Here is a 13,745-nt window from a genome sequence, read left to right on the forward strand (position 1 = left end):
CGATTGCCGGCCAAGGCCTGAGGGAACCGCGTGCCAAATCCCTACTCCGGACCCATCATCGACGCCCATCACCATCTCTGGGATCTCAGCCTCGGCCGCTATCCCTGGCTGACCGCCTCTGCCGGCGAACGCGGCGGCCTCGGCGAGCTTGATGCCTTGCGCCGCAACTATCTGCCCGAGGATTATCTGCGCGACGCCGCCCGGCACAATGTCGTCGCCAGCGTCCATGTCGAAGCCGGCTGGGCGAGCGACGACAGCGTCGGCGAGACCCGCTGGCTCGAGACGCTCGACAAGTCGTGCGGCGTAGCGGCGCGCTACGTCGTCCATGTGCCGTTGGCGAGCCACAACGCGGCGGAGTTGATCGAGGCGCAGGCCGCGTTCGACCGTGTTGTCGGCATTCGCGACATTCTGAGCTGGGACCCTGATCCCGCCCGGCGCTTCGCCGCTCGCGACGGCACAATGGACGATCCTGCCTGGCGCGCCGGCCTTGGCTCGCTCGCCCGGTACGGGCTCTCCTTCGACCTGATGGTGTTTCCACGCCAACTGGCCGAGGCAGCGCACCTCGCCGCAGCCTTTCCCGACCAGCAATTCGTCCTCAACCATTGCGGCAGCCCGATCGACCGTGACCCCGAAGGCTTGCAGAGATGGCGAGACGGGCTGCGCCTGCTGGCCGAGCGCGACAACGTCGCCATCAAGATATCCGACCTGGTCGCTTACGATCATGACTGGACGCTCGAAAGTCTGCGGCCGATCGTTCTGCATTGCATCGACTGCTTCGGCATGAAGCGCGCCATGTTCGGCTCCGACTTCCCGGTCGCCGGCCTGCACGCCTCGTTCGATGAGGTATATGACAGCTTCAAGGTCATCACCGCCGATCTTTCCCGGGATGAGCAGGCGGCGCTGTTCTTTGGCAACGCCGCTCGCATCTATCGCCTGGACGCCGGGTCATCGCCGGGCTTGCTCCCTGCCTGAGAGCAGCAGCAGCCCGAGGATCAACGAACCGAACAGGATGCTGCGCCAGCCGGGCGATGCATTGACCACGGTGATCAGCGCAGTGATCGTCACCAGCAGGATGGCTCCCGGGATGGTGCCGGCATAGGTGCCGAGCCCGCCGAGGATCGAGGTGCCGCCAAGCACCACTGCGGCGATCGAGGCGAGCAGATAAGGATCGCCGATCCCGACATAGCCCTGCCCGTTCATGCCGAGCACGAGCACGCCCGCGAGCCCCGCCGTGAATCCGCTGATGCCATAGACAGCCAATGTCGTGGAAATGATCGGCACGCCCGATAACGAAGCCGCAAGCGGATTGGCGCCCATGGCGAAGATGCGGGCGCCGAAAGGCGTTGCATGCATCAGTGTCAGCACGAGCACGGAAACCGCGATCCATAGCAGGATGCCGGCCGGAATGCCGGCCGGCCGCGCATTGCCCAGCCAATGAACCAGCGGGTTCTCGGCGGTGACGGCACTGCCGCCGGCAATGATGATCAGCAGACCCTGCAGGAATGTCGCCATGGCCAGTGTCATGATCATCGGATGGACGCGCAGCAGCGCCACCCCTAACCCGTTGACTACGCCGATAGCTGTGGTCAGCGCAACCACCGCGAGCACGGAGGCAAGGCCGGTCGGATCGGCCTGCCATGACAGCAGCGGCAGGCTGATGGCGCTGACGGTGACGATCGCTGCCACCGAGAGATCGATCCCGCCGGCGATCACCACGAAGGTCTGCCCGGCCGCCACGAGGCCGATCACCGCGCCAAGTTCTACCAGGTAGCGCAGATGTCCGTAGGCGCCGAAGCCGCGCGATGCGATGCTCGCCGCAATCCAGACTGCGACGACGATGGCAAGGGTGAGGAACGGTCGGCTGGTGAGGATCGCCCTGGCGCGTCTGCCGCCGGCGCTGTCGGTCCATGCTGTCATTGCTGCACCTTGCGGAATTGCGGGATGGCGACGGCACCGATGATGATCAGCCCTTGCGCGACATACTGCGCTACCGGGGTGAAGCCGAGGAAGAACATCACGCTGATCATCAGGCTAAGCAGCAGGCTGCCGGCGAGCGCGCCGCGCATGGTGCCCTGCCCGCCGAGAAAGCCAATGCCGCCAAGCACGGCAGCGGCAATGGAATTGAGCGTGAAGGCCGTGCCGATGACCGGATCGCCAGACCCCGTTTGCGCGGCCACGAACAGCCCGGCGCCGGTCGACAAGAGGCCGCTGATCGCATAGGCGGCCACACGCGCCGCGTCGACCGGCACACCGGAACGGTAAGCCCCGACCGGATTCTCGCCGGCGGCATAGAGGCTCAATCCAAGCGGCGTGGCGAGATAGAGCTTCCATAGCAGGACGACCACCACCAGCAGCACGAACGCCGCTGGCGTGTCGCCGGCAAGCAGGTCGGACAGCCAAGCCGGGATGGAGCCGCCAGGCCTCGGCAGGATCAGCAGTGCGGCGCCACCGATGATGAACGAGCCGGCGAGCGTCACCACGATCGCCGGCAGGCGCAGCCTGACCACGATGAAGCCGGTCGCGGCGCCAATGCCGAGCCCGGCAAGCGCCACGGCGGCCGCGCCGCCGGCGATGCCCAGCGGTCCGCCCATGGTGGTCGCGGCAATGACCGCGCCGAGGCTGACGGTCGCGCCGATCGCAAGGCTGATGCCGCCAGTGAGCATGAGGATCGCCTGCGCCATCGCCACCAGCGCCAGCGGGAACCAGCTCTGGGTGAACTTGGCGAAGCCGGAGACCGTGAACAGGCCCGGAAAAAGCACGGCATAGGCGATGAGAAACGCCAGCACCACCAGGAAGAGGCTGCGAACGCCTATGTTGCGGCGCGCCTGCACCTGCCAGTAGAGCGCGCCGTCGGCTCTCGCGTACGGAATGATGCTCATGCCGCCACCTTCCGCCTCTCTGCACCCATCGCCGCCGACACGATGGCTTCCTCGCTCAGCGCGGCACGCTCGATCATCCTGACGACGCGGCCTTCACGAACCACCGCGACGCGGTCGCATAGATGCACCAGTTCCGGCGTATCGGAACTGAGCAGCACGACCGCCTTGCCAGCGGCGGCGAAGGCGCGAAGCATCAGATAGATTTCGCGCTTGGTCTCGACATCGACGCCACGCGTCGGATCGTTGAGCAGCAGCACCAGGGGATCGTGCGGCATCCACTTCGCCAGTGCGACCTTCTGCTGATTACCGCCCGACAAGGCCTGCGCCGGACGCTGCAGGTCGCCCTTGATGGAAAGCTGGGCGGCGAGATCCCTTCCCTTCTGGCGTTCAGCCTTGCGGCTGCGCAGCTTCAACGACGGAAGCCTCGCGAGGGAAGGCAACATCATGTTGGTGATGATCGGATGAATAAGGTGGAGGCCCTCGCGCTTACGGTCGGCTGGCACATAGGCGAGCCCCAGCGCGTTGGCTTTCGGCACATTGCCCGGCAGGCCCGACACGCCGTTTACCGTCGCCGAAACCGTCCTCGCCGGGATGGCCCCATAAAGACCGAGCAGCAGATCCTCCTGCCCCTGACCGACCAGGCCGCCTATGCCCAGCACCTCGCCGGTCCCGATGTCGAGGTCGACGTCGTGCATCAGGCCGGCCGAGAAGCCGCGGACCGAGATGGCGGCGCCGGGCGATCCCGACGGCTGCCATTTCGGAAAGAGGTCGCCGGGGTCGCGGCCGACCATCAGGCGCACCAATCCAGCCGCGTCGGTTCCCTCCAGCGACCGGTCGGCCGTGCAGGTGCCGTCCTTCAGCACGGTCACATGCTGGCAGAGCGCCATCACCTCGTTGAGCCGGTGCGAGATGTAGAGAATGGCGACGCCTTCTCCACGCAACCGTCCCAACAGGTCGGTGAGGATTTTCGTTTCCGTCGCCGAGAGCGACGAGGTCGGCTCGTCGAGGATGAGCACGCGCGGCCGGCGATAGAGAGCCTTGGCGATCTCCACCATCTGCCGTCGCCCGAGAGATAGATTCCCAACCGGTGTCGACAACGGCTCGTCGAGGCCGACGAGTTTGCATGCCGCCTTCGCCCGCGCGGCAAGCTCCTTGTAATCGACTAGCCCGAAGCGCTTGGGATAGGCGCCAATGCCGATGTTCTCGGCTATCGAAAGGCTGGCCGTCAGGCTGAGCTCTTGCTGCACGACGGCGATGCCGGCCTGCCGCGCGAGCGCTGGCGTCATGCGTGCCACGGCACGCCCATCGACCTCGATGGTCCCGCTGTCCGGGCGCAAGGCGCCCGACAGGAGGTTGATCAAGGTCGACTTTCCGGCGCCGTTCTCGCCGAGCAGCGCATGCACGCGGCCCGGCTGGAGAGCGATGGAGACGTCGCGCAGGACGGGGTTGCCGAAGAACGCCTTCGACACCCCCCGCGCGGCAAGGAGCGGAGCCATGGTCAATGCTGCGACCCTTCCGGCCTACTTCTGCGCCAGCAGCTTCTTGAACAGCTCCTCATCGTAGGGCGAATAGATGTAGCCGTCAGCCGGGAAATCTTTCGCCCGGGCGAGGTATTGATCGATGTTGGAATTATCGATGACCGGCAGCGGAATCTTGACGAAGGCCGGCACGTCCTTGCCCTCCAGCGCCTGGACCGCGGTGTAGGTGGCAAAGGCGCCGAGCCAGTTCGGCTGCATGGTCGCCCAGCTCTTCAGGCCCTTTTCCTTCCACAGCTCGAGGAACTGGCGCGCATTCTCGCCGGTGATCGGCACCTGGTCGCGGCCCTGCTTGTCAAGCGCGAGCACCGCACCGGCCGAGAGCGCGCCGCCGAGCGACAGGATGCCGTCGATCTCGGGATTGGCGAACAGCAGGCTGGTGACGGCTTCCTGGGCCGGCGCGACATTGTACGGCGTGTTGGTCTCGGCGAGGATTTTCACGTCGGGATGGGCCTTGAGCTCGGCATCGGCGCCCTTGCGGCGGTCGTCGCTGACCGAAACGCCGGCCGGGCCGTTGAGGATGAGGATCTTGCCCTTGCCGCCGATGGCGTCGATCAGGAACTTCGCAGCCTGGTCGCCCCACTGCGAGGAATCCGTGTTGACCTTGGCCGTCACCTGGTCGGTATCGACCAGGCTGTCGAAGTTGATGATCGCGATGCCCTTGGCGCATGCATCCGCGATCACGCGCGCCGGAGCGGTCGAGGAACCGGCGATCAGAATGATGGCGTCGACATTGGAATCGATCATCGACTGGATCTGTTGGATCTGCACATTGGCGTCGCCCTGGGCGTCGGTCACGACCAGCTTGTCGACCAGCCCCTGCTTCTTGAGCGCCTCGACCTCGGCTTCGATCGTGCCCTGGGTCTGCTTCATCCAGGTCGGCACGGAATAGATGTTGGCCCAGCCGATCGTATACGGCGCCTTGCGGTCGCCCTTGATGCACTTCGCGGCCGCATCGGCCTGCGAGGCGACACCGACGGCCAGGACGAGACCGAGGCAAAGGGCGCTGGCGGATGCGAAAAACGATGACTTCTTCATGACGGTTCCCCTTCTGTAGCTCTTGTCCGGACGTGCGGAGTCGGGACGGCGAAACACCGCGGTCGCCGCGTCGCGGAAACCGCTCGTTCGTCGTCTGGACTTCTTCTGCCCGGCTCGTTAGTTTGTCCGATATTCCAGACAACATGTCTGTATATCGGACAAACGGGATGCTAGACTGAGCCTTGACATCTTTCAAGCGTCTTGAGACGAGAGCCGAAAATGATTTTTGGGCGGCTGGCATGAGCGAAGGCGCAACTGGTTTGATCGAGGCAGGCGCCGGGGCACAACCACAGCCCGGCGAGCGCCGCCGCGGCATCGACCGCGTCATCATGCTGCTCGAGGCCCTGCTGAAGCATCGCGCGCCGATGCGCATCGGCGACATCGCAAAGATGATCAACGCACCCCGTTCGACGACCTATGAGATCGTCAACAGCCTGCTCGAAGCCGAGATGCTCGAAAATGTCGGGTCCGAGGGCTACGTCTATTTCGGGCGGGCGATGCACTTGTTCGGATGGGCGTACTCGCATCACAACGCACACTATCGCCGCATCCTTGAAACGCTGGACAGGATGGCGGCCGAGACCGGCGAGACCGTTCAGCTCTGTGGTCTGCGCGGCAACAAATATGTCGTTCTCGATTGCCGGGATTCTCCCGGCCCTTTCCGCATCTCGAGCGATGTCGGTGTCGAGGTGCCGATCCCCTGGACGGCGTCGGGGCGGCTGCTGGTCGGCCATATGCAGGAGACGGAACTCAAGGATTTCATTCCTGCCGCCGACTACGAACTCCCCGACGGCCGGGTCATTGCTCCCGACGAATTCTTCGCGGATGTCGACCTGGCTCGCCGGCAGGGCTTCAGCGAGACCTCGGCGCTCGCCGACCGTTTCACCTGGTGCATGGCGGCTCCCATCCGCGACAGCCACGGCGCCATCAACACGACGCTTTGCTTTGTGCTGCCGGTCGATACGCCGGAGCCGCGTCGCAACCAGTTGCTTGAGCTGCTGCGCGAGCGCGCCCGCGCACTGTCGCTCGCCGGAAGCTGAGCCGGAATGCGGCCGTCTGGCCCAGTCGAATGCCGCGACTACCGATTGCGGCACAACGACGGTCTTGCGACATAGCGCCAATGGCACCCGCTCCCTCGATCACCAAGGCCGCGCTCTGGATGGCGCTGTCGATCGCCTCGTTCCTGGCGATGTCGGTCGCCGGCCGCACCGCGACGGCCGCGCTCAATGTCTTCCAGGTGCTGGAGTTGCGCTCGGTGATCGGCTTCTTCATCCTGCTGCCGCTGGTGCTGACGGCCGGCGGCTTTAGGGCGATGCGCACCCAGCGCCCGCTCGCCCACATTGCCCGCAACGTCGTCCATTATGCCGGCCAGGCCGCCTGGCTCTATGCGCTGACCTTGATTCCCCTTGCCGTGCTGATCTCGATCGAGTTCACGACCCCGATCTGGACGGCGATCCTGGCGGTGAGCTTTCTCGGCGAAAGGCTGTCGCGGCCCAGGCTGACGGCAATCGTGCTGGGGCTGATCGGCGTGGTGATCATCGTGCGTCCCGGCGTCGGCTCGGTCGATCCCGGGCAACTCGTCGTGCTGGGAGCCGCAATGTGCTTCGGCGTCTCGGTGGTCATGGTCAAGTCGCTGACGCGAACCGACAGCGTCGTGCGCATCATCTTCTGGATGCTGATCATTCAGTCCGTGGTCGGCCTCGTCCCGGCGCTCTATGTCTGGCGCAACCCGGCAGTCGAACTGTGGCCGTCGATATCGGTGGTCGCCTTCACCGGCATGTCCTCCCATTTCTGCATGACCCGCGCGCTCAGCCACGCCGATGCGACCGTCATTTCGCCGATGGACTTCCTGCGCGTGCCGCTGTCTGCGCTCATCGGATGGCTGCTTTACAACGAGCAGATCGATGTCTTCACCGCCGGCGGCGCCTTGCTGATCCTGACCGGCAATCTCCTCAACCTGCAGCGCAAAGCGCCTCAGCCTGCCGAAGTCGCGACCTCTTAGCTGTGCGGTCAGACGCCCGGTTGGGTTGCCTGCGATCCGACACGGTGGCTGGCGTCGGCGGGACCGTCATCACTCGCCTCATCGCTCAATCGTAGACGCCATCAAATAGAAGATCGTTGTCGCCGCCGGCCTTGAAATGTCCGGCGTAAGAGCCCGCTGGCAGCAGCAGGGCTTCGCCCGCACTGTTGCGCAATGTTACGGTCTTTGGCCCGGTCGCAAGGTGAAATGGCGGATCAAGCACGGTGCCGTCGATTTCGACCCGGCCCCGCAAAGGCGTTCCATCGGCGCTGTAGAGCGCATAAGTTCCAGCAATAGGAACATCAAAGATCTTCCGCTCACCGGGTTGCAGGCGGAAACCAGCGATCCTGAGGTTTGGCGCCACACGGACATAGCTGTTCAAGATCAGGGGCGCGACTACCGGATAGATATAGTCCATCCGGTAGGACCACAGGATCAGCTTCGGGGGAGACTTGCTAAGCACATTGTAAGCCTCGGAACGCCCGCTTTCCCGCAAGGTGGCGAGCACGTAGTGTTTGTCGAGCCACAAAGTTGTCGGCTCCATTCGATTGGGCAACATTCCTATGCCGTCGAAGTACCGCTCATCGGGTGCAAGCAATGACTCCGCGCGCGCCACCAGCTCAAGTTGGGCGGTATTGTCGAAGCGAAAGTTAAGCAAATTGGCAACGAAGCTTATGGCCATCGCCGTGACCAAGGCTATCCACGCCAGGCGCAGATAACGCGCGCGGTCTGCGAGGCCGTCGAGCATCGTCAGCGACCATAGCGACATGAACGGCAACGCCATAATGAACACGTAGGGCCACGGCTGGTCATGCGCGAAGACCAGCACCGTGATGACGACAGAGAAGATCAGCGCAATTCGCCTCCGCTCGTCGAGCTTCATGATCTGTATCAGAGACAGAGCCATGCCGGCGAAACAGAAGACGTAAAGAACATAATTGCGCGCGAGCGTCTGAACCACGAAGCGCCTCAGCCCCCCGTAGTCACCGCCGCCGCGCGTTGCGACCTCAAGAGGGCCGAACACCAGGCTCTTGGCGATGGGAACAGGGTCGGCGCCGCCGAAGATGAAGCAATATGCGATTATAGGGAGAGTCCATCCCAGCACGAGCCATGCCCCGCGGACCATGCCTGCCAGGTAGCGTCTCATCAAAGCCGCGTCGGCGACCAGGCCAAGGCCTAGCGCAAGGTTGAAGTAGATTGATTTCTGCGTTGCGAGAAACGACAGGCCGCTCAAGGCGCCGGCAGCGACAAGCTGCCATCCCCTCAATTCACGGGCCCGTAGCACGACCAGCAGCGCCCCTACGGCGAAGAACACCGCCAGCGGTTCGGCGATAGTGCGAAAGATGCGCTCCATGAAATTCGAGAAGCACAAGAGGACGAGGACAATGGCCAAGGCACGAACCCGATCCTCCCCAAGCGCGCGAGCGCAGGCGTAGACCAAAGCAATGGTCGCGCATGCCAGCAACGCGGTCTGCATACGACCGACAAGCAGAATGGACGTGGCATCCCAACCGATCAGGTGAGCCAGCTTGTAAAAGGCGGTGGAACCGACCGCCTTGCTTGGCTGCACGGTGGCGAACAGGCCATTAAACAAATGCTTCGCGTATCCAAGCTGACCAAATTCGTCCATGACGAATCGGCAATTCCAAGCCAAGGCGAACAACAACGCGATCTTCAGTACGATCAAAGCGCGTAGAAAGATCGTTAAGCGGCGCGATCCTGCACCGAATAAATCAGTCAGACCTGCTTCTGATCGCATTCAATCCCGCCCTGGAATGAACATCAGATTTAAGCGACGTTAATTAAGAAAATTGGCTAGGCCACACGGCCCAGACGTTTGGAGCCCTGTTCGGTGTTCGTTGCTGGAAGGCCTCAAGCACAGGCCAGGGCCGAAAGCGCCTGAACTTCGCCCAGATGCGGACGCGACACCGCATCGACCATGGCGAAGTAGGTCAAAGTTTGGCCACTCCTCCGCCTGCCAAGGTCAGCACGCCGAGCGCCGTTGCGCGCCAGTCGTACTGCGCCAACGCGTAACGAGCCATGGCGGCTCGCTCCTCGGAGGTGAGGGCAAGGCTGTCGATGGCATCGGCGCAACGCCTGGCCGACCCGTCGGGATTGGTGAGGTCGATGGCAACGCCACGCAGCCATTTGGCCGCGCCTGGGTCGGCACGGTTGCTCGGTTCGCCGCAGACGACAGGCAGTCCGCAGGCCATTGCCTCTTGAATAACGAGCGGAAAGCCCTCTCCGACGCTCGGCAACAGCAGGAAGTCAGCCCCCCGATAAAGGTCCGCCAGGGCCTGAGGGCTCTGGACACCAAGGTCGTGAACATTGGCAAGTCCCCATTTGCCGGGGTGGATCGGGCCGCTGCCGACCATCAAAAATGCGAGATCCTGGCGGAACGCGGCCAAAGCCCGCAGCACCGACAATCCTTTCTTCTCGACGTAGCGACCAACGAAAAGAATGCGACGCGTACCCGGGGGGATCGAGATCGCCGCAGGGGCCTCCGGCACAGGCAGCGGGCCTGAAGCGGGATGAAAAATCGCACCGTCAACACCGTTGAACAGCAGTTGGAAGGGAATGCGCGCTGGCGTGCCCACAAGGTCATGGCGCACGGTGTCGCTGATGAACACAACTGCGTCAGCGGCTCGGAGCATCGGGCGCGTGATGACGATGTTGGCTAGTGCCATCACGGAGCGGAGAATGCGCGAAGAAAAGGGGATGCCGGCGATATGCTGGATCAGCACCACGCGCTTGCGGAAAGCCTTCGACATCAGCAATGCCAGGATCGATGTCATGTACAGCGCATCGTGCACTACGACCGCATTGCTACGGTGCATTTCGCGGGCCAGCGCGCGAATAGCACGGACGCGCGCCAGCGGCATTGGCAGCCCAATGACCTTCTCGATTGGGTCGACGCAGGCAAGAGGGACCGCTTCAACGTCGCTTTCCGGCGGCTGATCGGCATCGCTGGCGGCCCAAACAGCCTGAACGCCCAGTTGCGTGAATTGTCGGCACAAATGCCCGGCCACACGCTCTATGCCGCCGCCGTGACCTTCATAGAAATGGCTGACGGTCAAAATGCGCACCGGACCGACCCATCAAGCGGGCTCGAAGCGCATTGTCACTTCGAGACGATTGGGAAACAGCAGTTCATGGATGCTTTTTCGATATTGCTTCGGCGCAGCGCGACGAGCAATGCGGTAGCCACTTTCGGTTGCTAACTTCCCCCATTCTGCCCGCTTCAAGTAGCGCGCCCAGATCATTCCGCCAAATGGGATATTGCCTATCGCATCCATTGCGGTGAGGCGCAGGTCGTCCAGCCTTCCGCAGCTTTCGTGATCCTTTATGTAAAGCGGACCATCAACCACGCGCCGAATTTCACGCAGCAAGTCCGTACGTGCTGTGACTGGAACGTGATGAACTACATTGTTGAGTGTCGCCGCATCAAAACTACGGTCCGCGAAAGGCAGGGTTTTGCCGTCATACTGCTTGGTCAGCACGCTCAGCGAAGGGCAGAAACGGTCAACCATATCCACTGTCTGCACCTCATCCACCGGAAAGAGTTCGGCTATGGCTTGAGCGATCACCCCAGTGCCACCACCGACGTCGAGCAATTTGCAATGCTGCTTGTCCCATAGCTCGCGTAGACTATCGAGCATAACCGCCTGATAAGTCGGCGCCTTGTTTCGATAAAAGGCGAGGTGACGCGACAGGATGTCCTGCAGAAGCTTCGGATCGATCGGGCCCATTGCCGTGGCCAAGGTCATGGTCCCCCCGTCATCCAGCGGTTTGGCGTGGCGATAGCCCATCGACCAAGCAGGAAGTTCAGCGCCAGCATGCAAACCGAGGCAAGTGGCGAGGCGAACACCATCGGCAGGCCGGCCTGCTGATGCCAAAACCATATGGTGACAAATGCCAATGGTATGTTGGCGACCATTGCAATGACGTACCGTGCGAAGGTTATGGGAGCCAATGGTCGCCGAAAGGTGAATACGCTATGAAGCACATAGCCAGTGCTCGCCACGACGCAGAAGGACAACAGTACGGCCAGCCACAAACGTATCCCGACCCTGTCAGACAAGATGATGACCACGTTGTGCAGCGCGATGCAGATGCCGGCGATCACCATATAGGCGAAGGGCGTGCGCACGCTCATATCGCTGCCTTCCGAGCGCGGACCAAGAAAACGCAGGCATTGTCGTCGCGTATCTGGGCGGGCGTTAGACGATCTTCCAATTGAGCGCGCAGGTTCATCAACAGGGCAAGGAGCGACGCCAAAATTGCGCCTATGATCGGTAGGCGGCGAAGGAAGAAAGCAAAGCCCGTAAGGCGGATTAGCGTCGTGGTTGCCAAGGGCCCGGCAATCGCATGCACCTCTTCGACTTCGAGGCCGCGATCGGCAAGATCTACGACAAGTCCGGTGCGTGTCCAACGACGATGGTCCTCAGGGTGAGGGTGGTAGAGCCAGCTGCCGTGAGTAGACAACAACAGCACACCGTCATCGCGCAGCAGTCTCCGAATCTCGGCGCAGTACGAGTCAAGGTCGCGCACGTGCTCGAGGACCTGTACTGAAAGTACTGCTCCAGCGATGCCATCTGCTAGTGGCACGCGGCCCTGCTCGTCAATTTTCAGGAAGCTGCCCTCGCCGATATCCGCGCCGCGATAGTCGATCTTCATCTCGAACATCATGTCAGCATAGGGCATGTCACCACAGCCGAGATCGACCATTAGTGTGCCCGGCCTAACATGCGCCCTCGCCTCTTTTCGCAACAGCCGAGCTAGCCCGCGCAAGACCAGCCAGTCCGTATCCCAAATCCGCGGAACCGCCCTGCTTCCCCTCATCCCACCAGCTTTCAATGCACCACCGACCTGCTGGCGCCGACTCTATCTTTTTTCCGTCGCGCCAGGCGCTCGATGTCGAAGCGCTCAGAACGCACGCCTATCGTCCAGATTATCAAGCAGCAACTTGAGAACGAAGCCGGACAGCACCATGGACATCCCGGCCACGCAGGCGGTGGTGATCACGAAGGTCAGGTGCACCGATTGCTCCATCGGGCCGCCTATGAAGATCCAATGCAGTGCCAGCAATACGTCCGCGACAAAGCCCGCCACCGCGAGCATGCCGCCGGAAAAGACCAGCCATTCCAGCGGGCGGCCGCGCATCAGCCAAGGCACGACCCGGCCGCCGTGGCCCGGGTGATAGATAGCGATCGCCACCTTGGCCAGCATACCGAAAAGGATGGCCGAAAGGCCAATCAGCGTCGCCATCGCGGAGAGCGCGACGAAGTGAATTCCGAAATACCACCCTCCGATCCGGACAGGTCCCGCCGCGAGGACCGCAAGACCAGCAATACCGGACACCAGCAACGTCGCTCCCGGTATGAGATACATGGTGTTGGGTGCATGCGCCACGATCAGCCGCAGATGTCGCCAACCGTCGCGGAACGAACGCAGGTGAGGTGGGCGGCCGCGCTTGTCCGGATAGAGCTTGATTGGCACCTCGCGGATCACCAGGCCTGCGCGATGCGCGTTGATGACCATCTCCGAGGCGAATTCCATGCCAGGCGAGCGCGCGCCCATTCGGCGAAACGCATCGCGGGTGAATCCTCGCATGCCGCAATGAAAATCGTGTATCGGAGAATGGTGAAGCCAGCGGGCAATCGTTGAAAGCGCCGGATTGCCGAGATACCGATGCAGAGCGGGCATGGCGCCGGGCTCGATACCGCCGGCGAAGCGATCGCCCATGACCAGTTCTGCACCACCCTCCAGCGCGTCGATGAAGTCGCCTAGGCTGCTCCAGTCGTAGGAATCGTCCGCATCCGCCATGACGAGGTACTTGCCTCGTGCAGCTTCAGCCGCCGCGCTGATCGCCGCGCCGTATCCCTTGACCCGCTGGTGCACGACACGCGCGCCGAGGGACTCGGCAATCTCCACCGACCGATCGGTCGACCCATTGTCCCCGACGACGACCTCGCCCTTAATGCCCCGCTTCGAAAAAACGTCAAGCGCCTTGCGGATGCAGATGCCGAGCGTGCGCTCTTCGTTCAGGCAAGGGATAATGGCCGACACGAGAGGGGCCCCTGCGTCATCGGCGTGCTGCCCATCGAGATCAGTTGCGACTATTGCGAGATTCGACTTGTCGACCATCGTGCCCGCTCCTGCCCAATCGTCAGCCTTGCTTACAGCTTGGGCCCCAACATTTCCGCAGCCCAGCTGCAAGATTAGCAAGAACAAGTTAGGCAAAGATATACAGGACCATACGTCGTTGAGCGA

The 13,745-nt window shown here is 62.7% G+C and carries 13 protein-coding genes; 3 read left to right on the forward strand and 10 right to left on the reverse strand.

What is annotated here, in order from left to right:
• The first annotated feature begins 30 nt into the window (after nt 1-30).
• The gene (locus CK224_RS02580) at nt 31-972 is read left to right on the forward strand and encodes an amidohydrolase family protein (protein ID WP_095780680.1); all 942 of its coding nucleotides are present in this window, start codon (nt 31-33) and stop codon (nt 970-972) included.
• On the opposite strand, the gene CK224_RS02585 is transcribed toward CK224_RS02580, so the two are convergent.
• From CK224_RS02585 to CK224_RS02600, 4 genes are read right to left on the reverse strand one after another with little or no spacing between them, the layout of a single operon-like run.
• Nucleotides 946-1,917, reverse strand: coding sequence for an ABC transporter permease (locus CK224_RS02585; protein WP_095780681.1), 972 nt, complete (start codon nt 1,915-1,917; stop codon nt 946-948). The genes CK224_RS02580 and CK224_RS02585 overlap by 27 nt on opposite strands.
• Nucleotides 1,914-2,879 carry an ABC transporter permease gene (locus tag CK224_RS02590; RefSeq protein ID WP_095779258.1) on the reverse strand — a complete coding sequence of 322 codons (966 nt, stop codon included), beginning with the start codon at nt 2,877-2,879 and terminating at the stop codon, nt 1,914-1,916. The genes CK224_RS02585 and CK224_RS02590 overlap by 4 nt, the downstream gene beginning before the upstream one ends.
• Nucleotides 2,876-4,375 carry a sugar ABC transporter ATP-binding protein gene (locus tag CK224_RS02595; protein WP_095780682.1) on the reverse strand — a complete coding sequence of 500 codons (1,500 nt, stop codon included), beginning with the start codon at nt 4,373-4,375 and terminating at the stop codon, nt 2,876-2,878. Before CK224_RS02595 ends, CK224_RS02590 begins: the two co-directional genes overlap by 4 nt.
• A gap of 24 nt (nt 4,376-4,399) precedes the next feature.
• A complete protein-coding gene (locus CK224_RS02600) occupies nt 4,400-5,452 on the reverse strand; it encodes an ABC transporter substrate-binding protein (protein WP_067000263.1) in 1,053 nt (350 codons plus the stop codon).
• A 239-nt stretch (nt 5,453-5,691) separates the two neighbouring features.
• Here CK224_RS02600 and CK224_RS02605 point away from each other — a divergent pair, with 239 nt between their 5' ends.
• On the forward strand, nt 5,692-6,492 hold the full coding sequence (locus tag CK224_RS02605; protein ID WP_067000259.1) for an IclR family transcriptional regulator: 801 nt from the start codon (nt 5,692-5,694) through the stop codon (nt 6,490-6,492).
• Between the two features lie 80 nt (nt 6,493-6,572).
• Nucleotides 6,573-7,454, forward strand: coding sequence for a DMT family transporter (locus tag CK224_RS02610; protein WP_095780683.1), 882 nt, complete (start codon nt 6,573-6,575; stop codon nt 7,452-7,454).
• An 85-nt stretch (nt 7,455-7,539) separates the two neighbouring features.
• Here CK224_RS02610 and CK224_RS02615 read toward each other — a convergent pair whose 3' ends face one another.
• The 6 genes from CK224_RS02615 to CK224_RS02640 form a co-directional block, all read right to left on the reverse strand.
• Nucleotides 7,540-9,231: a hypothetical protein gene (locus CK224_RS02615; protein WP_141245770.1), complete on the reverse strand. Its 1,692-nt coding sequence runs from the start codon at nt 9,229-9,231 to the stop codon at nt 7,540-7,542.
• 193 nt (nt 9,232-9,424) lie between these two features.
• Nucleotides 9,425-10,558: a glycosyltransferase family 4 protein gene (locus CK224_RS02620; RefSeq protein WP_067000251.1), complete on the reverse strand. Its 1,134-nt coding sequence runs from the start codon at nt 10,556-10,558 to the stop codon at nt 9,425-9,427.
• Between the two features lie 12 nt (nt 10,559-10,570).
• Nucleotides 10,571-11,239, reverse strand: a complete 669-nt coding sequence (locus tag CK224_RS02625) for a class I SAM-dependent methyltransferase (RefSeq protein ID WP_067000248.1) — start codon at nt 11,237-11,239, stop codon at nt 10,571-10,573.
• A complete protein-coding gene (locus CK224_RS02630; RefSeq protein WP_095780685.1) occupies nt 11,236-11,628 on the reverse strand; it encodes a GtrA family protein in 393 nt (130 codons plus the stop codon). The genes CK224_RS02625 and CK224_RS02630 overlap by 4 nt, the downstream gene beginning before the upstream one ends.
• Nucleotides 11,625-12,200, reverse strand: coding sequence for a methyltransferase domain-containing protein (locus CK224_RS02635; RefSeq protein ID WP_197504263.1), 576 nt, complete (start codon nt 12,198-12,200; stop codon nt 11,625-11,627). The genes CK224_RS02630 and CK224_RS02635 overlap by 4 nt, the downstream gene beginning before the upstream one ends.
• 198 nt (nt 12,201-12,398) lie before the next feature.
• Nucleotides 12,399-13,619 (reverse strand): glycosyltransferase family 2 protein, encoded by a 1,221-nt coding sequence (locus CK224_RS02640; RefSeq protein ID WP_095780686.1) that lies wholly within the window; start codon nt 13,617-13,619, stop codon nt 12,399-12,401.
• Nucleotides 13,620-13,745 lie beyond the last annotated feature (126 nt).

It is taken from the genome of Mesorhizobium sp. WSM3862, from assembly GCF_002294985.1.
Taxonomy (GTDB): domain Bacteria; phylum Pseudomonadota; class Alphaproteobacteria; order Rhizobiales; family Rhizobiaceae; genus Mesorhizobium.